General features: G+C 66.8%; 21 protein-coding genes. 9 read left to right on the top strand and 12 right to left on the bottom strand.

Going from position 1 to position 20,238, the window contains the following annotated elements:
- Window positions 1-27 precede the first annotated feature (27 nt).
- On the bottom strand, window positions 28-345 hold the full coding sequence (locus tag N5C91_RS08255) for an antibiotic biosynthesis monooxygenase (protein ID WP_279828961.1): 318 nt from the start codon (window positions 343-345) through the stop codon (window positions 28-30).
- Between the two features lie 312 nt (window positions 346-657).
- On the opposite strand from N5C91_RS08255, the gene N5C91_RS08250 reads away from it, so the two are divergent.
- The gene (locus N5C91_RS08250) at window positions 658-1,599 is read left to right on the top strand and encodes an AraC family transcriptional regulator (protein WP_024763669.1); all 942 of its coding nucleotides are present in this window, start codon (window positions 658-660) and stop codon (window positions 1,597-1,599) included.
- 208 nt (window positions 1,600-1,807) lie between these two features.
- Here N5C91_RS08250 and N5C91_RS08245 read toward each other — a convergent pair whose 3' ends face one another.
- Complete coding sequence (locus N5C91_RS08245) at window positions 1,808-2,194, bottom strand: VOC family protein (protein WP_236172301.1); 387 nt, start codon at window positions 2,192-2,194, stop codon at window positions 1,808-1,810.
- Between the two features lie 190 nt (window positions 2,195-2,384).
- Between N5C91_RS08245 and N5C91_RS08240 the strand changes: the two genes are divergently transcribed.
- Complete coding sequence (locus N5C91_RS08240) at window positions 2,385-3,893, top strand: YdgA family protein (RefSeq protein WP_236172300.1); 1,509 nt, start codon at window positions 2,385-2,387, stop codon at window positions 3,891-3,893.
- A 214-nt stretch (window positions 3,894-4,107) separates the two neighbouring features.
- Here the strand turns inward: N5C91_RS08240 and trpA are convergent, their stop codons facing one another.
- Window positions 4,108-4,914: a tryptophan synthase subunit alpha gene (trpA, locus tag N5C91_RS08235; RefSeq protein ID WP_279828957.1), complete on the bottom strand. Its 807-nt coding sequence runs from the start codon at window positions 4,912-4,914 to the stop codon at window positions 4,108-4,110.
- Window positions 4,911-6,119, bottom strand: a complete 1,209-nt coding sequence (gene trpB / locus N5C91_RS08230) for a tryptophan synthase subunit beta (protein WP_236172298.1) — start codon at window positions 6,117-6,119, stop codon at window positions 4,911-4,913. Before trpB ends, trpA begins: the two co-directional genes overlap by 4 nt.
- A 257-nt stretch (window positions 6,120-6,376) precedes the next feature.
- Here trpB and N5C91_RS08225 point away from each other — a divergent pair, with 257 nt between their 5' ends.
- On the top strand, window positions 6,377-7,264 hold the full coding sequence (locus N5C91_RS08225) for a LysR family transcriptional regulator (protein ID WP_279828953.1): 888 nt from the start codon (window positions 6,377-6,379) through the stop codon (window positions 7,262-7,264).
- Between the two features lie 7 nt (window positions 7,265-7,271).
- On the opposite strand, the gene N5C91_RS08220 is transcribed toward N5C91_RS08225, so the two are convergent.
- From N5C91_RS08220 to N5C91_RS08210, 3 genes are all read right to left on the bottom strand, one after another.
- On the bottom strand, window positions 7,272-9,674 hold the full coding sequence (locus N5C91_RS08220; RefSeq protein WP_279828950.1) for a TonB-dependent siderophore receptor: 2,403 nt from the start codon (window positions 9,672-9,674) through the stop codon (window positions 7,272-7,274).
- A gap of 96 nt (window positions 9,675-9,770) precedes the next feature.
- Complete coding sequence (locus N5C91_RS08215; RefSeq protein WP_279828948.1) at window positions 9,771-10,721, bottom strand: FecR family protein; 951 nt, start codon at window positions 10,719-10,721, stop codon at window positions 9,771-9,773.
- Window positions 10,718-11,233 (bottom strand): sigma-70 family RNA polymerase sigma factor, encoded by a 516-nt coding sequence (locus N5C91_RS08210; RefSeq protein WP_279828946.1) that lies wholly within the window; start codon window positions 11,231-11,233, stop codon window positions 10,718-10,720. The genes N5C91_RS08215 and N5C91_RS08210 overlap by 4 nt, the downstream gene beginning before the upstream one ends.
- 157 nt (window positions 11,234-11,390) lie before the next feature.
- Between N5C91_RS08210 and N5C91_RS08205 the strand changes: the two genes are divergently transcribed.
- The 4 genes from N5C91_RS08205 to N5C91_RS08190 all read left to right on the top strand — a co-directional run bounded on the left by N5C91_RS08205 (window position 11,391) and on the right by N5C91_RS08190 (window position 12,939).
- The gene (locus tag N5C91_RS08205) at window positions 11,391-11,606 is read left to right on the top strand and encodes a dodecin (protein ID WP_279828943.1); all 216 of its coding nucleotides are present in this window, start codon (window positions 11,391-11,393) and stop codon (window positions 11,604-11,606) included.
- Window positions 11,607-11,724: 118 nt separating this feature from the next.
- Window positions 11,725-11,946: a DUF1161 domain-containing protein gene (locus N5C91_RS08200; protein ID WP_024763675.1), complete on the top strand. Its 222-nt coding sequence runs from the start codon at window positions 11,725-11,727 to the stop codon at window positions 11,944-11,946.
- Between the two features lie 242 nt (window positions 11,947-12,188).
- Window positions 12,189-12,611, top strand: coding sequence for an OsmC family protein (locus N5C91_RS08195; RefSeq protein ID WP_279828939.1), 423 nt, complete (start codon window positions 12,189-12,191; stop codon window positions 12,609-12,611).
- Window positions 12,612-12,702: 91 nt separating this feature from the next.
- Window positions 12,703-12,939, top strand: a complete 237-nt coding sequence (locus tag N5C91_RS08190; protein ID WP_236172362.1) for a DUF1161 domain-containing protein — start codon at window positions 12,703-12,705, stop codon at window positions 12,937-12,939.
- Window positions 12,940-12,964: 25 nt separating this feature from the next.
- Here N5C91_RS08190 and N5C91_RS08185 read toward each other — a convergent pair whose 3' ends face one another.
- The 3 genes from N5C91_RS08185 to N5C91_RS08175 all read right to left on the bottom strand — a co-directional run bounded on the left by N5C91_RS08185 (window position 12,965) and on the right by N5C91_RS08175 (window position 14,341).
- On the bottom strand, window positions 12,965-13,327 hold the full coding sequence (locus N5C91_RS08185) for a hypothetical protein (protein ID WP_279828938.1): 363 nt from the start codon (window positions 13,325-13,327) through the stop codon (window positions 12,965-12,967).
- A gap of 113 nt (window positions 13,328-13,440) precedes the next feature.
- The gene (locus tag N5C91_RS08180) at window positions 13,441-13,881 is read right to left on the bottom strand and encodes a DUF2057 domain-containing protein (RefSeq protein ID WP_236172294.1); all 441 of its coding nucleotides are present in this window, start codon (window positions 13,879-13,881) and stop codon (window positions 13,441-13,443) included.
- Window positions 13,882-13,924: 43 nt separating this feature from the next.
- Entirely contained in the window at window positions 13,925-14,341 is a 417-nt protein-coding gene (locus N5C91_RS08175) for a hypothetical protein (RefSeq protein ID WP_236172293.1), read from the bottom strand.
- 64 nt (window positions 14,342-14,405) lie between these two features.
- Between N5C91_RS08175 and N5C91_RS08170 the strand changes: the two genes are divergently transcribed.
- Window positions 14,406-15,494 (top strand): aminopeptidase, encoded by a 1,089-nt coding sequence (locus N5C91_RS08170; RefSeq protein WP_279828934.1) that lies wholly within the window; start codon window positions 14,406-14,408, stop codon window positions 15,492-15,494.
- Window positions 15,495-15,645: 151 nt separating this feature from the next.
- Here the strand turns inward: N5C91_RS08170 and N5C91_RS08165 are convergent, their stop codons facing one another.
- Together N5C91_RS08165 and N5C91_RS08160 are read right to left on the bottom strand one after the other, a co-directional pair.
- Entirely contained in the window at window positions 15,646-17,169 is a 1,524-nt protein-coding gene (locus N5C91_RS08165) for a 3-hydroxyacyl-CoA dehydrogenase (protein WP_279828931.1), read from the bottom strand.
- Window positions 17,170-17,216: 47 nt separating this feature from the next.
- Window positions 17,217-18,848, bottom strand: a complete 1,632-nt coding sequence (locus N5C91_RS08160) for an AMP-binding protein (RefSeq protein WP_236201820.1) — start codon at window positions 18,846-18,848, stop codon at window positions 17,217-17,219.
- A gap of 198 nt (window positions 18,849-19,046) precedes the next feature.
- Between N5C91_RS08160 and N5C91_RS08155 the strand changes: the two genes are divergently transcribed.
- Complete coding sequence (locus tag N5C91_RS08155) at window positions 19,047-19,832, top strand: IclR family transcriptional regulator (protein WP_024763684.1); 786 nt, start codon at window positions 19,047-19,049, stop codon at window positions 19,830-19,832.
- Window positions 19,833-20,238 lie beyond the last annotated feature (406 nt).

The raw sequence follows: 20,238 nt of genomic DNA, 5'->3' as shown, positions 1-20,238 counted from the left end.
TAGCGGAAAGTCTCTACCTGAAAAGACTCAGGCCACCTTTCCGGTGGCCTGATCGAGGGTTTCCACTATGCCGCCGCTGAGACTTCGGCAGTGGCACAAGAGCACTTCGCCGAGCAGCTGCAATGAGGGTGTGGCGAAGTAGTCCAGCAGGGCGTCTTCGTCTTTCCAGCTGCCTTGCAGCAGCCACGGCTGGCCGTTCTCACGGGCGACCAACTGGCAGCGCAGGCACCCCGGCGCGCGGCGGGCGCCGTCGACCAGGTTGTCGATCAAGGCGCCGAGTTCCGCCTCGTGCCCCGTCCGGGGGTGGATCTGCAATTCGTGTTCGATGGGGGTTTGCCAGTGCATGTCCTGTCCTCTGCGTTACGCCGAAGAAGTCCGAAGTGGCTCCTCGGACGACTGACAGCAAGAGTACGGCCCCGCCAGGCCCGCGCGTTATCCGGATGCTGTCGGCTTCTTGCCTGATCCTGCGGCAGGTTCGCCAGCCTCTGTAACAGGCCGTTTCCGCGCCATGCACCGCCGCGGTGCGCGCGTGGAGAGCGCTGCGGCTTGTCCATTCCTGCCGATTGCTTGCCTGATCCTCCAGCGCCTGCCTTACTGTCACACTGGGCGCTGCGCCGTGGGCGTAAGCTTCGAGCGCCGCCACTGGAGGTCCTGTGCATGTCCCAGTCCGTTCCCGCCTACGATCCCATTGCCGCCGGCCGCCAGGAGCTGGCCGACATCATCCAGCGCCACTGCCAGGGTGAAGGCGTCTTCGAGACCGCCATCGATTCGCTGCTGGTCGGTCGCAGCGACTGCCCCCACGAGGGCCGCATGCCGACCCTCTATCGCCCTGCCCTGTGCGTGATTGCCCAGGGCTGCAAGGAAGTGCGCCTGGGCAGCGAGGTCTATCGCTACGACGAGCTCAACCTGCTGGTGGTGTCGGTGACGCTGCCGGTTTCCGGCCAGGTGATCGAGGCCTCGCCGGAGAAGCCCTACCTGTCGATCCGCCTGGACATCGACCCGGGCGAACTGACCCGGCTGATCGCCGAGGCCGGCCTTGCCGGCAGCGCGCCGCGCCCGGCCAGCCGGGGCATCTATCTGCAACGCCTGGACTGCACCGTGCTCGACGCCCTGCTGCGGCTGATGCGTCTGCTGGATACCCCGCGCGATATCGAGATGCTCGCGCCGCTGTTCGTCCGCGAAATCCTCTACCGCCTGCTGCGCGGCCCGCAGGGCCACCTGCTGCACGACCTGGCGATGACCGACAGTCAGACCCATCGCGTCACCCGTGCCATCGAGTGGCTCAACCGCAATTACGACAAGTCCCTGCGCATCGAGGACCTGGCCCGCGAGGTGAACCTCAGCGTGTCCACCCTGCACCACCGCTTCAAGGAAGTGACCGCCCTGAGCCCGTTGCAGTACCAGAAGCAGTTGCGCCTGCAGGAAGCGCGGCGGCTGCTGCTGTCGGAGGGGCTGGAAGTGGCAGTGGCCGGGCATCGCGTCGGCTACGAGAGCCCGTCGCAGTTCAGCCGCGAATACAGCCGCCTGTTCGGCGCGCCACCGCTGCGCGACCTGGCGAGCCTGCGCGGCGCCCTGGACAGCGAGGCCGTGCCGGCCTGAGTTTGCTTTTGTAGGAGCGGACTCCGTCCGCTCCTACGGGTGTTTCAGCTGGGCATTGGTGCTTCGGATTCCCCGCTCCCTCAGGAGTGGGGCGCGCAGCCAATTCGTAGGATGGGTGGAGCGCAGCGATACCCATGCTGTAGGCGAACCGAATTGAGGGGTATCGCTTCGCTCCACGCCATCCTACAAAGGCGTTGGCCGGAGGCAATCAGCGCTCGTAAAGCTCCAACGGCAGGTCATCCGGGTCGGCGAAGAAGGTGAAGCGTTTGCCGGTCAGTTCGTCCTCGCGGATCGGCTCGCAGGCCACGCCGTGGCTTTGCAGGTGGGCCACGGCGCTTTCCAGGTCGTCCACGGCAAACGCCAGGTGGCGCAATCCCTGTGCCTCGGGATAGGACGGCCGCGCTGGTGCGCCGGGGAAGGAGAACAGCTCCAGCCGTGCATCGCCCAGCTGCAGGTCGAGCTTCCAGGAGTCACGCGCCGTGCGGTAGGTTTCGGCGATCACCTTCAGCCCCAGCACTTCCACGTAGAAGTGCCTGGAGCGCGGGTAGTCCGAGCAGATCAGGGCGACGTGGTGGAGGCTGTGCAGCAGGGTCATGGCGTGGGCTTCCGGACGGTCTGAGCGCTCTATCCTGACAGCCGTACCCTGGCGGTCAATGCTGGCGCTGTGAAGTCGGTCGCCTACAGCGCTGGAGTGATGGCAGTGCGCCTGCTAGCATCCCGCCGCCACCCCCACAATCACGGTCGACAGGACGTCCCCCGTACGGCCGCACTTGAAAGGAATCAGCATGAAGAAGACCGCCCTGGCCATCGCCATTCCCGTTGCCATCGTCGGCGCCGCCGCTGCCGGCGCCTGGTACACCGGCAGCCGTGTCGAGCAGGAAGTGAACCGCGGTATCAGCGAGGCCAACGAGCTGTTCCAGCAGGAGGCCCCGGGCCTGGGCGCTCACCTGACCCTGGTGGACATCCAGCGTGGCCTGTTCTCCAGCACCGCGCGCTACAACCTGTCCTTCACCGGCAAGGAAGGCGAAGCGCCGCAGATCCTGGTGTTCACCGATCGCCTCGAGCACGGCCCCTTCCCGGCCTCGCGTCTGGCGGCGGGCAAGCTCGCCCCGGTCATGGCGCAGAGCCACTTCGCCCTGGAGCAGAACGAACTCACCGCCCCGCTGTTCACCGCCGCCGGTGGCAAGGCGCCGCTGTCCGGCGAGCTGACCATCCATTACGACCAGAAGCAGGAAGGCGCCGTCGAAACCGCCGCCCTGGAGTTCGTCAAGGACAGCGACAAGCTGCGCATGTCCCCGGCCAAGGTGACCTTCAGCGTCTCCGGCGACAAGAAGGACGTGAGCGCCGTGGGCAACCTCGCCGAGATCGACCTCGACTTCACCGACGAGAACAGCGGCCAGCCGGCGCGCGTGCAACTGCGTGACCTGGGCATGCAGGGCGACAAGAAGGAAAACGCCAACGGCTTTGCCCTCGGCCCCAGCTCCGCCACCATCAAGAGCCTGAACATCAAGTCGCCGGGCGCACCGGAAGTCGAACTGCGCGACGCGGTGGTCGAGGAAGTCCTCAAGCAGGGCGGCAAGGGCCTGGACCAGAGCGTCTCCTACCGCGTCGGCAAGGTCGTGGTGCAAGGCCAGGAAATCGGCGGCGTGAAGCTCGACCTGAGCCTGCGCAACCTCGACGAAGGCGTGCTCAAGACCTTCAAGGAGTCCTACAACAAGATGGCCCTGGACAGCCTGGAAAGCACCGAGCTGACCCCGGCGCAGGAAGAGGAACTCAAGCGCCTGGGCCTGGCCCTGCTGGAAGGCTCGCCGGTGCTGTCGCTGGACGAGCTGTCGCTGCAGACCAGCCATGGCGTGGCCAAGGCGTCGCTGTCGGTCGACCTGCGCAAGCCCAACGCTGCCGCTGCCACGCCGGACGAGATGGCACGCAGCATCCTCGCCGCGCTCAAGGCTGACCTGAAGGTGGACAAGGCGGTGATCGGCGACATCGTCGCGCTGCAGGGCTCGCTGGGCGGCGAGGCGGCCGGCAGTGTCGACCCGGTGGCGCTCAAGCAGCAGTCCGACGCCATGACCGACCTGTTCAGCGGCATGGCCCTGAACTCGCAGTGGGCGGTGCTCGATGGCAACGCCCTGTCCAGCTCGCTGGCCTACGCCAACGACCAGGTGAAGTTCAACGGCAAGGACATGAGCGTGCCGGAATTCATGGCCTTCGCCATGGGCTCCGCGCAGGGCCTGGGCCTGGGCGGCGGCGCTGCCGGTGGCGAGGAAGAGCCGCAGGAAGAAAGCGTGGAATAAGCCGCGCCTGAAACGAAAAAGCCCGGCATTCGCCGGGCTTTTTCATGCTTCCCGTAGGAGCGAGCCATCCTCAGTACGCAGGATGGGCGGAACCGAATGACAGCCCTCAGTTCGTAGGATGGGTGGAGCGCAGCGATACCCATGCTGTGTTAGCAGGGACTCGATGGGTATCGCTTCGCTCCACGCCATCCTACGCGGAGCCTTGTGGCAGCCCTCAGCGAGCGCTGCGCACACCTTCGGCCAACTGGCGGCACAGACCGAGCACACTCTGCACTGCATCGGCGGAGCTGGTGGCTTCGGCGATCTTGTCGATCAGCGCCGAACCTACCACCACGCCATCGGCGAGGCGCGCGATGCTCGCCGCGTGTTCCGGGGTACGGATGCCGAAACCGATGGAGACTGGCAGGTCGGTATGCCGGCGCAGGCGCGCCACGGCTTCTTCGACGTGGTCCAGGGTCGCCGCGCCGGCACCGGTCACGCCGGCCACCGAGACGTAATAAACGAAACCGGAGCTGCCCTCGAGCACGGTCGGCAGGCGCTTGTCGTCGGTGGTCGGGGTGGTCAGGCGGATGAAGTCGATGCCCGCCGCTTGCGCCGGGTGGCACAGGTCTTCGTTGTGCTCCGGCGGCAGGTCGACGACGATCAGGCCGTCGACGCCGGCCTCTTTCGCGTCGGCGATGAACTTGTCCACGCCGTAGTAATGGATGGGGTTGAAGTAGCCCATCAGTACCAGCGGCGTGGTGTCGTTGCCGGCGCGGAATTCGCGGACCATCTTCAACGTCTTGGCCAGGTTCTGACCGTTGCCCAGGGCGCGGATGTTCGCCAGCTGGATCGCCGGGCCGTCGGCCATCGGATCGGTGAACGGCATGCCCAGTTCGATCACGTCGGCGCCGGCTTCGGGCAGGCCCTTGAGGATGTCCAGCGAGGTGGAGTAGCCCGGGTCGCCAGCGGTGATGAAGGTCACCAGGGCGGCGCGGTTCTGCTGTTTCAGTTCGGCGAAGCGGGTCTGCAGGCGGCTCATGCTTGCGGCTCCTGTTGCATGTGGTGCATGACGGTCTGCATGTCCTTGTCGCCACGACCGGACAGATTCACCACCATGATGTGGTCCTTGGGCAGGGTCGGCGCGCGCTTGAAGACTTCGGCCAGGGCGTGGGAAGACTCCAGCGCCGGGATGATGCCTTCCAGGCGGCAGCACTGGTGGAACGCGTCGAGGGCTTCGTGATCGGTGATCGAGGTGTACTCGACGCGGCCGATGTCATGCAGCCACGCGTGCTCCGGGCCAATGCCGGGGTAATCCAGGCCAGCGGAAATGGAGTGCGCGTCGATGATCTGGCCGTCTTCGTCCTGCAGCAGGAAGGTGCGGTTGCCGTGCAGCACGCCCGGCACGCCGCCATTCAGGCTGGCCGCGTGCTTGCCGGTCTCGATGCCGTGACCGGCGGCTTCGACGCCGATGATCTTGACGCTGGTGTCATCGAGGAACGGGTGGAACAGGCCCATGGCGTTGGAGCCGCCGCCGATGCAGGCGACCAGCGAATCGGGCAGGCGCCCTTCCTTCTCGGCCAGTTGCTCGCGGGTTTCCTTGCCGATCACCGCCTGGAAGTCGCGGACCATTGCCGGGTACGGGTGCGGGCCGGCCACGGTGCCGATCAGGTAGAAGGTGCTGTCGACGTTGGTGACCCAGTCGCGCAGCGCTTCGTTCATCGCATCCTTCAGGGTGCCGGTGCCGGCGGTGACCGGAATCACCTCGGCGCCCAGCAGCTTCATGCGGAACACGTTGGCCTGCTGGCGATCGATGTCGGTGGTGCCCATGTAGATCACGCACTGCAGGCCGAAACGCGCGGCCACGGTGGCGGTGGCCACGCCGTGCATGCCGGCGCCGGTCTCGGCGATGATGCGCTGCTTGCCCATGCGCTTGGCCAGGAGGATCTGGCCGATGCAGTTGTTGATCTTGTGCGCGCCGGTGTGGTTCAGCTCTTCGCGCTTGAGGTAGATCTTCGCGCCGCCGCAGTGCTCGGTGAGGCGTTCGGCGAAGTACAGCGGGCTCGGGCGGCCAACGTAGTCGCGCTGGAAGTAGGCCAGTTCCTTGAGGAACTCCGGATCGTCCTTGGCCTTCTCGTACTCGCGGGCCAGGTCGTGGATCAACGGCATCAGGGTCTCGGCGACGTACTGGCCGCCGAAGCTGCCGAACAGGCCCTTGGCGTCTGGACCGGTGCGCAGTGTGGACATGGGAAGGCTCCTCTGGGGACTTGTCGGGCGGGTGCCTGGCACCCGTCGCGTGAGTTTTCGTAGGGCGCATAACGCGCCAGCGTTATCCGCCACACGGGAGCGGCGGATAACCTGTTCCAGGTTATGCGCCCTACGGTTCGATCCGTGCGGCAGGCTGTGCTGTCTCTACAAGTGGTGCTCAGGATACGGCTGTGTGATGACGGGGAAAAGCGATAAGATCGCCACAACCTGTCAGAAAAACTCACGGATTGATCGCCATGAGCCGAGACCTTCCACCGCTCAATGCCCTGCGCGCCTTCGAAGCCGCTGCGCGCCTGCGCGGCGTTAGTGCGGCGGCGGATGAGCTGAGTGTCACCCACGGGGCGATCAGCCGACAGGTTCGCCTGCTGGAGGAAGAGCTGGGCGTCGCGCTGTTCGTCAAGGAAGGGCGCGGCGTAAAACTCACCGATGCCGGCGTTCGCCTGAGCGAAGTGGCCAGCGAATCCTTCGAGCGCCTGCGCAGCGTCTGCGCCGAACTGCGCCGCCAGGCGGGAGGAGACGCGCCCTTCGTGCTGGGCTGTCCCGGCAGTCTGCTGGCGCGCTGGTTCATCCCGCGCCTGGATCGCCTGAACCGTGACCTGCCGGACCTGCGCCTGCAGCTCTCGGCCAGCGACGGTGACCTCGACCCGCGCCGTGGCGGCCTCGACGCCACCCTGTGCTTCGCCGCGCCGCCGTGGCCCGCGGACATGCGCGTGCTGGAACTGGCGGTGGAAAGCATCGGCCCGGTGCTCAGCCCACGTTTGCCGCGTTTCGAGCAACTGCGGGCGGCGCCGGTTGAAGCGTTGCTGGGCGAGTCGCTGCTGCACACCGTGTCGCGCCCGCAGGCCTGGCCGGAATGGGCGTCGCGGCATGGCCTGGACTCGGCGCGACTGAGGTTCGGCCAGGGCTTCGAACACCTCTACTACCTGCTGGAAGCCGCCGTGGCCGGGTTGGGCGTGGCCATTGCGCCGCAGCAACTGGTGGCCGACGACCTCGCTGCCGGTCGCCTGGCCGCGCCCTGGGGCTTCGTCGAAACCACCGCGCGGCTGGCGTTGTGGGTTCCGGAGCGGCGCGCCGATCCACGTGCCGAGCGCCTGGCGCAGTGGTTGCGCCAGGAGCTGGGTTGAGGGTGCCTCAGAACTCCGGCGTGTACTTCACGCTGAACATCAGGTTGCGCGGGTCACCGAAGTTGTTGGCGCCATCGGCCGCGGCGTAACCGGGCAGGTAATAGCGCTTGTCGAACAGGTTGTTCGCGTTCACCGCGAGGTCGATTTCGCGGCTCAGGCGGTAGCCCAGGCGCGCGCTCCAGACGGTGAAACCAGGGATGTCGAACTCACGGTCGAAGCTCACGGTGTGGCTCTGGGTGACGAAGCCCAGGCCGGTGCTCACGCGGTTCCAGTCGCCCGGCATCTGGTAGTCGGCCCACATCCGCAGCATGTGCTTGGGCGTCCACTGGCTGAACACGCGGCCCTTGTTCTCCGGGTCGTCGAGGAACTTGGTGGTGTTGTAGGTGTAGCCAGCGAAGAGTTGCAGGTCGCGCAGCACCTCGCCGCTAACCTCGGCCTCGATGCCCTGGCTGCGCACCTTGCCGGAGGCGGTGGAGCAGTACCAGCCGTCGCAGGCGTAGCCGGAGGATTCGTCGAGCACGGCGCGGTTCTTCTGGTCATAGCGGAATACGGCCAGCGAGGTGTTCACCCGGCCATCCAGCAGCTCGCCCTTGAGGCCCACCTCGTAGTTGCTGCCGATCACCGGCTCGAGCATCTTCTGCTGCGCATCGCGGGCGCTCTGTGGTTCGAACACGTCGGTGTAGCTGGCGTAGGCCGACCACTCCGGTGTGAGCGCGTAGATCAGGCCGAAGTACGGCGTGACTTCGCCGGTCTCGGTCATGCTGTCGGTGTAGTCGTCGTCCGGCAGGTTGTAGGCGTAGTCGTACCAGCTCACCCGGCCACCGACGACGGCGGTCAGCGGCTCGGCGAGCTTCACCCGCCAGCTGCTGTACAGGCCCTTCTGGCGGATGTCGTAGTCGGCGTTGGTGGAGCGTCCGCCCGGCGAGGAGAGGATGTCGTCGAGGCTAGGCTTGGGGCGATGGTGGTCGATATCGAAGATGTTGCCGCCGGGGACGAAGCGCCGTGCGTAGAAGTCGTCCGTGGTGTACTTGGTGTAGTTGCCGCCCAGGATCAGTTCCTGCTCCAGCGAGAACGCCTCGAATTTGCCGTCGAGGTACATGTCCAGGCCGATCCGGGTGGACTCGAAGTTGGTGATCCAGTCGGCGAAGTTGAGGCCGCTGCCGTCGGGCTGCACATCTCCGTGCATGCGCTGGTGGATCGAGTCGTTGTGCTCGCGCATGCGCACGGCGGCGGCTTTGAACTTCCAATTGTCATCGAAGCGGTGGGTCAGGTCGGCGTAGACGGTGGTCTGCTCGATGTCGTTGCTGTTCCAGGTCGCGCCGCTGTAGGTGGAGCGCGAAAAGCCGATGTCGCTGCCGTCCGGGTAGCGCGGCAAGCCGCGCATCATCGGACGCGAGTCGAGGTCGGAATCGCTGAAGCCGATGCCGACCGTGGTGTCCGGGCTCAGGTCGAAGTCCAGCGCGCCATACAGCGAGGTGGTCTTGCTCCACACGTAGTCGGTGAAGGAGTGCGTGTCGTCCTGGTCGGCCACCATGCGCCCGCGAAGCGTGCCGCTGTCGTTCAACGGGCCGCCGACGTCGGCTTGCAGGCCGTAGTGGTCCCACGAACCGGCCTTGCCGGTGAAGGTGGCGGTGGGCGTGTTCTGCCCGCGCTTGCGCACCAGGTTGATGGCGCCGCCGGGGCTGCCCGCGCCCTGCAGCAGGCCGGAGGCGCCGCGGAGGATTTCCACGCGGTCGAAGAACACCAGATCCTGGTTCGCCCAGTTGCCCAGCACATAGGTATTGCGCGGGACCGGCACGCCGTCGTACTGCCAGTCGTCGATCTGGAAACCGCGCGAGGAAATCACCATGCCCGGGCCGATACCGGTGGCGCCGACCAGCCCTGTGCTGTGGTTGACCGCGTCGCGCAGGTCGGTGATGTCCTGGTCGTCGAGTTGCTTGCGGGTGATCACGCTGACCGACTGGGGAATGTCCTTGAGCTTGTGCTCACCCTTGCCGATGGTGGTGGCACGCGTGGCGTAGGAGCCGCTGCCTTCGGTAGTGGCGTCCAGGCCCTGGCCGGTTACCGTGGTGCTGTCCAGTTCCAGGGCGCCGTCGGTCGGGGCTGCTTCCACGCTGAAAGCGCCGCTGGCGGTGACCTTCAGGCGCAGGTTGCTGCCGGACAGGGCCTTTTCCAGCGCCTGTTCCACGCTCAGTTCGCCCTGGACGGCGGGTGCATGCTGGTCGCGCACGAGCGCAGGGTCCAGCGAGATCACCTCGCCGCTTTGCCGGGCGATGGCGTTCAGCGTGGTAGCGAGACTCGCGGCGGGCAGTTCGAAGTGTATCCGGGCGGGTTCGGCGGCGAGCAGGCAGGGAGCGTTGGCCACCAGCACGAAGGCGGTGGCAAGGGCGCGGGGCCAGGGTGAGGACACAGCAATCTCCTGAGAATTATTCGTATTCAGGAGCTAGGTGTGTCGAGACGGAAAATCCGGACAGGCGCTGCCGAAATATTTTTCCGGACCACGTCATCAAGGTTCTCGCAGGCTGATCAGGGTCAGCCAGGGGCCGAAGCGGCGGATTTCCAGCGGCAGGGTTTCGCCCAGCGCGGCGAGCGTGCGTGTGGGTTCGTCCAGCGGGAATACGCCCTGCACACGAAGTTGCCGTGCGCGTGGGTCGACGCGGACAAAACCCGGCAGGTAGGGTCGCAGCGAGTCGACCACGACTTCCAGCGGCTCGTCGCTGACGCTGAGCCGGCCGCTCAGCCAGTCCGCGCGGTAGGCCTGCTGGCTGAGCGGATGGATGCCGTCGGCGGCCAGCAGCGCCGCCTCGCCTTCGCCCAGTTCACGCCACTGGGCCTGCCCGGCGAGGCTGGCGCGGACACGGTGCTCCAGCACCACCAGACGGGTGGCGTGAGCCTCCTGGCTGACCAGGAAGCGCGTGCCCAGCGCCCGGGCTTCGCCCTGGGCCGTCCGGACGATCAGCGGGCGTTGCGCATCGGGTGCGACCTGGATCACCAGCTCGCCGTGGCGCAGCAGGATCAGGCGCTGGTTCGAGTCGAAGGCCAGGTCCACCGAACTGCCGGCGTTCAGGCTGAGACGACTGCCGTCTTCGAGGGTGAAGCTGCGTCGTTCGCCGGTGCCGGTTCGCAGGTCGGCGATCAGGTCACGCACCGGCGTGCTGCTGGCGGTGAGCCAGAGCCCGCCACCGAGCAGGCCGAGCCCGGCCAGCCCGCGCAACAACTGGCGACGCGAACCGTGCTGGTGCAGCAGCAGGTCGGCGGCGCCGGGCATGCGTCGGAGATCGTCATAGGGCGCACCCAGGCCGCGTTGCAGGCGGGCCCAGGCGTCGGCGTGGGCCGGGTCACTGTTCAGCCAGGCTTGCAGCTGGCGCTGCATTCGCGCATCAGCATGGCCCGAACGCAGCCGCACCATCCAGTCGATGGCCTGCTCGCCGGCCGTATCCAGCTGTACTTCGCTCATGGCACCAGCTCGCCGAGGTAGATCTGCCGCAGCGCCTGTTTCATGTAGCGGCCCACGGTGCGTTCGCTGACGCCCAGGCGGCGGCCGATCTCGGCGTAGCCCAGGCCGTCGAGCTGGCTGAACAGGAAGGCGCGGCGGACCATCTGGGGCAGGCCGTCCAGGGTGCAGTCCACCAGCAGCAATGCTTCGAGCAGCAGCGCGCGGTCTTCCGGCGAAGGCTCCAGCGCTTCGGGCTGCAGGGCGAGGTAATCCTGGTAGGCGCGCTCCAGCCGGCGGCGCCGGTGGCGGTCGTAGATCAGCCGGCGGGCGATGGTGGAGAGGTAGGCCCGAGGTTGCTCGATGGTCTGCGGATCGACCCTGGCGCTGAGGATCTGGCAGAAGGTCTCGGCTGCCGTGTCTTCACTGTCGGCGCGGTTATCCAGGTAGCGCTGCACGTGCAGCAGCAGCCAGCGATGGTGGTCGCTGAAGAAGAACCCCAGCTTGCTGGAGAGTGAGCCGGCCACGCGGACCATCCCTGGAAAATTAAATAAGAATGCTTCGCATTATACATTTCCGCAAAGAGACGGCAATTCGCCGCTACCGGCAATTTGCTGCACTTGTAGCCATCGACTAGGGTCCAACAGGGACACTCACTCACCGCGCGCCGCGAAGCGCGCCAGGGAGCACGCGATGTCGAATCACCACACCTACAAGAAGGTCGAGCTGGTTGGCTCCTCGCGCACCAGCATCGAGGATGCGATCAACAACGCCCTGGCCGAGGCGGCCAAGAGCATCGACTTCCTGGAGTGGTTCGAGGTGGTGGATACCCGCGGGCATATCGAGAACGGCGCGGTGGGGCACTACCAGGTGACCATCAAGGTCGGTTTCAGGATTGCCAACAGCTAGGTCTTTTTTGTCACGCGCCGCTTCCATGCTGGTGCGGCGCGTGGATGTGCGCACCGGGGTATCCCGGTTTTCTGGCCCGTTCGGGCCTTTTCCTGTGAACGACGAGGGAGCGTTACCGATGAAGAAGTTCCTGTTGGCTGTGGGGATCTTCGCCCTGGCGGGCCATGCGATGGCTGCCGGCAAGCCGTGCGAAGAGCTGAAATCGGAGATCGAGGCGAAGATCAAGGCCAAAGGCGTCGCCTCGTTCAATCTGGAGGTCGTCGACAAGGGCAGCGCAGGCGGCAAGCAAGTCGTCGGCTCCTGCGAAGGCGGCACCAAGGAAATCGTCTATTCGAAGTGACTCCCGGCAAACGCCGGCAGGCCGGGCACTCGTGAGGGGCCCGGCCTTTTTCATGCACCGGCGCCGTGTAGGAGCGAGCTTGCTCGCGAACAGTGCTCACCGGCGGTGTCGAGGCTGGGCGGGTGCGCGAGCGAGCTCGCTCCTACAAGGTCCTTGATGACTGCGCCGTGCGCGAAAAGCTGAACCCTCTGTGCCTGCACGGCCTCGAACGTCCTGACAGCAACCCACGCGGAGGACGCGACATGAAGAAATCGGCATCGGCCCGCTGGCAGGGCGGCCTGAAGGACGGCAAGGGCACGATCTCCACCGAAAGCGGCGCGCTGAAATCGCAACCCTACGGCTTCAACACGCGCTTCGAGGACAAGCCGGGTACCAACCCTGAGGAGCTGATCGGCGCAGCCCATGCCGGCTGCTTCTCCATGGCCCTGTCGATGATGCTCGGCGAGGCCGGCCTGACCGCGGAAAGCATCGACACCCGGGCCGAGGTCAGCCTGGAAAAACTCACCGATGGCTTCACCATCACCGCCGTGCACCTGACCCTGAAGGCCAAGGTGCCGGGCGCCGATGCGCAGACCTTCCAGGCTATCGCCGACAAAGCCAAGGCCGGTTGCCCGGTATCGCGCCTGCTCAACGCGCGCATCACCCTCGACGCCAGCCTCGCATGAGCCTGCCGGGCACTCTGTCCGGCGGCGGTGGTCCACCGTTAGGATAGGGTGCCCCGCCGTGGGGCTTTGACGAGGGAATGTGAAGATGACGATGAAGTGGGCCGTGGCGAGTGGTGCGGCGCTGCTGCTGGCAAGCGGCGCGAGCTGGGCGGCGGTGAAGCCCTGCGAGGAACTCAAGGCCGAGATCGAGACCAAGATCCAGGCCGCCGGGGTGACCTCCTACACCCTGGAAATCGTGGACAAGGCCGAGGTGAAAGACCCGAACATGGTGGTCGGCACCTGCGACAACGGGCAGCGGCGGATTATCTACCAGAAGAACGACAGCTGAGCGCAGGAGCACTCCCGGCGCGCGTCTACAGATCCAGCAGGTAACCCACTGCGGCCGCGCCCAGGGCCAGCGCCGAGAACACCAGGGCTGGTCTGGACGTCAGCAGCTTGAGCAGCATCTGGCGGCCCTTGCGCCGAGCTCCCCAGCGGATTTTCCAGAGTACTTCGGCGGCCTCGGGGTGGATATCGCGGATGAACTCCGTGCTGGTGTAGATCAGGTATCGCGCCTGGCTCATCTCGCTCACATTGGGGCAGGCGATGGAGAACAGCGGACTGCCGTCGGCGGCGACACCGACATTGAAGACGTAGGAGTCCAGACCGTGTCGGCGCAGAGCCGAGTTCAGGTACTCGGCCAGTGCTTCTTCCTTGAAGTCGAGCAGCGTGTGCATGTGTTCGCGAGGCTCCGCTCACTGGGAGCGTGACTGTACGACAGGCTGCTGCAACGGAGAAGCGAGCAGGCAACGGCAGCGCCCCAGCCGTCGCCCCGCCTGCTGGTGGCGGCTCAGAACGGCCCGCAGCGCACCGCGCCCTGGAAATCCGTCTTCGCCACCAGTTGGCCATTGGCGTCGGTCAGCAAGGCCAGGGCGCTGCGCAATTGCGGGCGCAGTTCCAGGTGGTAGCGCTGGCCGGCGGCGAAGTGGTCGTAGGTCACCGTGACCCGGCAGGTCAGCTCCGAAGGGTCGCTCATCGCGCCCATGCCGCCACCGCTGGGGATTTCGTACTGGAAGCGCACCAGCAGCTCATGGCGCCCCGGCGTGACCTGGTAGAAGCGGCCGTCGTTCACCGACTGGCCGTCCAGCCGTTCGGCCATCAGCGTCCTCCCCGCCGCGGTGTAGAGGTCGACCCAGGCCATTTGCGGGTCATGGGCCGGCAGCGGGCTGGCGCAGCCGGCGAGCAGGGCGAAACTCAGGGAAATGAGGCCGGGCAGGTAGTGCGGGCGCATGAAGATTCACCATGGGATGGGCTCATCCCACAGCATACCCCGCTCAGGCTTTGGCGCAGCCCCGCTCGCGGCCGCGGGCGATCTCGCCGCCCTGGGCGTCGTAGAGCTTGGCCCAGGGGCGGAAGCCGATGCTGCCGGTCTCCAGGCGGTAACGCTGGCCGGCGCCGAATTCCTTGTACTGCACCGTCATCTCGCAATCGCGCCACAGCGCCTCGTCCACCGGGCCGATGTCCACCGGCTCGACCTGGAACTGGAAGCGCACGCGCAATTCATGGGAGCCCGGGTCGACCTCGAAGTAGCGCGTGCTCGACCACTCCTTGTTGTCCACTTCCATGGCTGCCAGGTCGCTCTGGCTGTTGGTGTCCAGATCGACCCAGGCGCGGTTCGGGTCCGGCTGGGGCATCAGCAGCGAACAGCCGCTCAGGGCGAGCAGGCCGGCAGGAATAAGGAGGGCGCGCATCGGGGAAACTCCTGGTCGAAGGGGGCAGCGGCGAGCGGACCAGGCGCTGTGCTATGTTCCGCGCATGCCCTTCCGCCTTCTTGTCCCGACACTCGACCGCCGCCTGTGCCGCTGGGTTCCCTGCCTGGCGATCTGGGCGCTGAGCGGTTGCTCCACGGTGAGTTACTACGGCCAGTTGGCCGATGGCCAGTTGCGCCTGCTCGCCGCCCGCGAACCGGTGGCCGAGGTGCTCGCCGACCCGACCCGCGACCCGGCCTTGCGCCAGCGCCTGGAGCTGTCCCAGGAGGCCCGCGCCTTCGCCAGCGCCGAGCTGGGCCTGCCGGACAACCAGAGCTACCGCCTCTATGCGGATATCCACCGGCCCAACGTGGTGTGGAACGTGTTCGCCACGCCGGAGCTGTCGTTGCAGCCGCTGACCCACTGCTTCCCCATTGCCGGCTGCGTGGCCTATCGCGGCTATTACGGCGACAAGGGCGCACAGGCCGAGGCGAAGCGCTTGCAGGAGCAGGGGCTGGATGTCTACGTGGGTGGCGTGGAGGCCTATTCGACGCTGGGCTGGTTCGACGATCCGATCCTCAGCAGCATGATGCGCTGGGGCGACCAGCGCCTGGCCGAGACGATCTTCCACGAGCTGGCGCACCAGAAGTTCTACCTGCCTGGCGACACGGCCTTCAATGAGTCCTACGCCTCCTTTGTCGAGGCCGAGGGCGGCCGCCGCTGGCGCGCTGCGCGCCATCTGCCGGACGAGTCGGCGCTGCTGGCCGAACAACGCAAGCGCTTCACCCAGCTTGTACTGGACACCCGTGAGCGCCTGCAGGCGCTCTACGCCAGCCCGCGCAGCGACGCGCAGAAGCGCGCCGGCAAGGTCGCCGAGTTCGAGCGCCTGCGCCACGACTATGCACAGATGCGTGATCAGGACTGGGGCGGCAAGGCGCCGTTCGATGCCTGGGTCAACGGCCCGCTGAACAACGCCAAGTTGCTGCCCTTCGGCCTCTACGACCAGTGGGTGCCAGCCTTCGCCGCGCTGTTCGGCCAGGTGGGTGGTAACTGGCCGGCGTTCTATGTGCGGGTGGAAAGGCTTGGCGCGCTGCCGCCGGCGCAGCGCAAGGCGGCGCTGGAGCAACTGATGGCGGGGCGGCACCTGGCGTTCTGACGGCGCCATCGCTGTTCGCAGGAGCGAGGGGGATGCCTGGTTCCTTGCTCGCGAACCGGCCAATACCGGAGCTGCCGGGAAATCCGTTCGCGAGCAAGCTCGCTCCTACAGGCTACTGTCGGCGTCGATGCCGGTCAGGCTTTCCGCGCAATCACTCCGCCCGATCCGGGCTATGCAACGGCAAGTCCAGCTGCACCCGGCGGCGCAGCCAGGGGCTGGGCCGGTAGCGCGCTTCGCCGTAGCAGGCCTGCAAGCCCTGAAGGATGGTGAGGATGCGTGCCGCGCCATAGTGCTCGCCGAACGCCAGCGGGCCGAACGGATAACCCAGCGCCAGTTGCACCGCGCGGTCCAGCGTTACGGGCGTGGCGATGCCGCGCTGGGCGATCTCGCAGCCCAGGTTGACGATGCCGGCGACCACTCGCTGGCAGATGAAGCCGGGTGAGTCGTTGATCACCTCCACCGGCACGCCGTCGCTGCCCAGTGCCTGGCGGGCCTGGGCCTCCAGCGCCGGGTCGAGCGCCGGCTGGCGCATCAGCACGCGGCGGCGGTCGAGTTCGCTGAAGGTTTCCAGCGCCAGGCTGCGATCAGGCGGCAGGCCGAGTGCGTCGATGCGGGTGCTGGCGTCCACGCCCAGCGGGGTGACCAGGCAGATGGCACGGGACGATGGGGCTTCGCTGGTCTCCAGCACCACGCCGCCAAGGGTCAGGATGGCGGCCACGCGGTGGCGCAGCTCCGGGTCCTGGCTATCGAGCCAGTACGGACGATTGAGCAGCACGGCTTCGTGCTGTTCCTCGGGCTCACGCACCGGCTGGCCGTCGTGATAGCGGTAGAAGCCTTCGCCGTTCTTGCGCCCGAGCAGGCCACCGGCGACACGTTGCGCGGCCAGCGGCGACGGGGTGTAGCGCGGGTCCTGGTAGAACTGCTGGTAGAGCGACTCCATCACCGCGTGGGAGACGTCCAGGCCGGTCAGGTCGAGCAGTTCGAAGGGCCCCATGCGGAAGCCCACGCCGTCGCGCAGGATGCGGTCGATCTGCGCCGGCGTGGCTATGCCTTCGCCGAGTATGCGCAGCGCCTCGGTGCTGAAGGCGCGGCCGGCGTGGTTGACGATGAAGCCGGGGCTGTCCGGTGACATCGCCGGGAAGTGCCCGGCCTGCTCCGCCAGCCGACTCAGGCGGCGCACCACCGACTCGTCGGTGCGCTGGCCGCGCACCACTTCGACGATGCGCATCAGCGTCACCGGGTTGAAGAAATGGAAGCCCGCGACCCGCTCCGGATGCCGGCAGCGCGCGGCGATGCGAGTCACCGACAGCGATGAGGTGTTGCTGGCGAGCACGGCGTCCGGTGCCACGCGCTTTTCCAGCTCCGCGAGCAGCGCCTGCTTGGCGCCGAGGTCCTCGATGATGGCCTCGATCAGCAGGTCGCAATCGGCCAGCTCATCGAGGCTGTGGGTGGGTAACAGGCGCTGCATCGTCGCCACCAGCGCCTCCGGGCTGAGCTTGCCCTTGGCCACTGCGCGCTCGAGCAGTTCGCGGTTGAAGGCCAGCGCCTGCTCCACGCTCTGCGGGTTGCTGTCGTACAGGCGCACCGGCAGGCCGGCGCCGGCGAACAACTGGGCGATGCCACGGCCCATGGCGCCAGCGCCGATGACGCCGATACGGTTGAAGGACTCGGTCATGCGGCGGGTCTCGTCGTGCGAACCTGCTTCAACCATAGACGCTGGGCTCACGCGGTGGTCCTTTTCGCCAGCTCGAGGTCGCGCAGCTGACGGCGCAGCAGCTTGCCGACGCTGGTCTTGGGCAGTTCGTCGAGCACCTCGACGAAGCTCGGCACCTTGTAGCCGGTGAGGTGCTCGCGGCAGTGGGCGATGATCTGCGCCGGCGCCAGCGATTCGTCCTTGAGGCTGACGAACAGCTTCACCGACTCGCCCTTGCGCTCGTCCGGCACACCGATGGCCACGCATTCGCGCACGCCGGGGTGGCGCATCACCACGTCTTCCACTTCGTTGGGGAACACGTTGAAGCCGGAGACCAGGATCATGTCCTTCTTGCGGTCGACGATCTTCAACATGCCGTTGGCGTCCAGTTCGGCGATGTCGCCGGTCTTCAGCCAGCCATCGCCGGTCAGTACCTGGGCGCTCTCCTCCGGACGCTGCCAGTAGCCCTGCATCACCTGCGGGCCGCGCAGCCACAGCTCGCCAGGCTGGTCCGGGCCGGTATCGTTGCCCTCCTCGTCCACGGTGCGCAGTTCGGTATCCACCAGCGCCTGGCCGACGTAACCCTCGCGGTAGGGGCTGTGCAGCGTACCGGTGGAAACCACCGGCGACGCCTCGGTGAGGCCGAAGCCCTCGCGCACCGGCGCGCCGGTCGCGGCCTCCCAGCGCCGGCCCACTTCGCGGTTCAGCGGCGCGCCGCCGGAGGTCACCCACTTCAGGTGGCTGAAGTCGACGGCGGCGAAATCCGGGTGGTTCATCAGGCCGACGAACAGGGTGTTGATCCCGCTCATCAGGGTGAAGGGATAGCGGCGCATCGCGCCGATGATCTCGTCGAGGTTACGACCGTCGCGGATGAACACCGTGTGCAGGCCCATGCCCACCGAGGACAGCAGGTTCGTCGAGAACGCCATGATGTGGTAGAGCGGCAGCGGCGCGATGCGCACGTCGCTGGCGGGTTCCAGCAGGCCGGGGCGCAGGAACAGTTCCAGGGTCTGCACGACGTTGGCGATCAGGCTGCGGTGGCTGAGCATCGCGCCCTTGGAGACGCCGGTGGTGCCGCCGGTGTATTGCAGCAGCGCAAGGCGATCCAGCCCCGGCTCGATGGCCACCGGCGGCGCCTCGGCGCCCAGGCGCAGGGCCTGCTGGAAGCGCGTGCAGTCGGCTTCGTCGCTGTCGAGCTGCGGGCGCTCCAGGTCGTCGATCGAGGTCAGCAGGATCTGCCGCACCTCGCTGTGCGCCTGTACGCCGCGCAACAGCGGCAGCAGGCGGTCGAGCAGCAATACGGCGCTGGCGCCGGAGTCGGCCAATTGGTGGCGCAGCTCGCTGGCGGTGTACTGCGGGTTGGTGTTCACCAGCACCACGCCGGCCTTCAGCGCGCCGAAGGTGGCGATGGGGTACTGCAGGGAATTGGGCAGCATCAGCGCCAGGCGGTCGCCGGGTTGCAGCCCGGCGTGGTGGCGCAGGTAGCGGGCGAAGGCGTCGGCCTGGCGCTCCAGTTCGGCGAAGCTGAGATGGCTGTCGCCACAGGAGAACGCGTGGCGTTCGGGGAATTCGCGGGAGGCACGTTGCAGCAGGTCGTACAGGTTCTCGTAGGCGTGGCGGGCGATCTCGCTGGCCACGTATCCGGTCGCAATGGCAGGCATCGACTTCTCCGTACTTTTTCTCTGAGCTTCGAATTGTTGTTCTGCACAGTGAAACAGCGTGTCGAAATTGATGGTATGCGATAGGCTTGCCTGGCGCAACGAGCAGGCCCGGAGCGCTGCGGGGAATGCGCTCGATCTGCTATCGTTCGCCCGCGCCGCGCGCGGCGCACGTCCACCCGAATACCCCGCCGAGGCCCCATGAGCGACGACGTCGAAGACAGCAGCAACCCCAAGGACCGCAAGTACGTCGAGGCGCTGGCCCGCGGACTGGACGTGCTGCGCGCCTTCACCCACGGCTCGGTGGTGCTCGGCAACCAGGAAATCTCGCGGATCACCGGCCTGCCCAAGGCTACGGTGTCGCGCATGACCTATACCCTGACCCAGCTGGGCTACCTCTGCTACTCGCAGCAGCACGAGAAGTACCAGCTCGATTCCGGCGTGCTGGCGCTGGGTTACGCGTACGTTTCCAACCTGCGCGTGCGCCAGCTGGCCAAGCCGTACATGGACGCCTTTGCCCGCCGCACCAACACCACGGTGGGCCTGACCTGCCGCGACTGGCTATCGATGATCTACGTGGAAAACTGCCGCCCACCGGAAGCCACGTCCCTGCGCATGGACGCCGGCGTACGCCTGCCGCTGGCCACCACCGCTGCTGGCCGCGCCTATCTCGCCGCGACCCCGCAACAGGAGCGCGAGCACTTGCTGTCGGCGCTGCAGGAGCGTCACGAAGGCGATTGGTCGGTGATGCGTGCTTCGCTCGATGCCTCCTTCGAGGAGTATTACGAGCATGGCTTCTGCCTGTCGCTGGGCGACTGGGACCGCAACGTGCGCGCGGCGGGTGTGCCGTTGCGCCTGGCCGACGGTGGGCTGATGGCGCTGACCTGCGGGGCGCCGTCGTTCCAGCTCAGCGAAGAAACGCTGCGCGGGTCGCTGGCCCATGAGCTGGAGATTCTGGCGCGGGATATCGAGAGCCTCGGGGCCTGAGTTTCTCCGCGATGCTTTCCGTTGGGTGTTTCTGCGCCGCTTCGGCGTGTGCTGATGGATTTGGTTTCGCCTCTCGGCGAGTTCCTTTTGTCAAACGCCACAAAAGGAACCAAAAAGTCTTGCCCCTCCATCCGGTTTTTCGCCTAGGCGAAAAATTCCCTCGTCGAAGCGAAGTTTCAGGGGCCCGCCACGGCGGGCCATCCCTGGCCCGTCGTGGCTCTCGCGACATCCATGTCGCTCAACCCCTGAAGCTCCGCTTCAACGAGGCCTGCTGAAAGGGGCGGTTCGGTGTGTGCGGACGCTTCTCTGGAAGCCTTCGAAAGCAAAAGCCCGAGCCCGACTCAGGACGCGGGGCAGGCTTTTCCTGTAGGAGCGAGCTTGCTCGCGAAGAGACTTGCCGGCAGCT

It is taken from the genome of Pseudomonas sp. GD03903 (genome assembly GCF_029840045.1).
GTDB lineage: Bacteria > Pseudomonadota > Gammaproteobacteria > Pseudomonadales > Pseudomonadaceae > Pseudomonas > Pseudomonas pseudonitroreducens.
The sequence above is the reverse complement of the archived record's forward strand: the minus strand, read 5'-3'. Positions and strand labels throughout refer to the sequence as shown.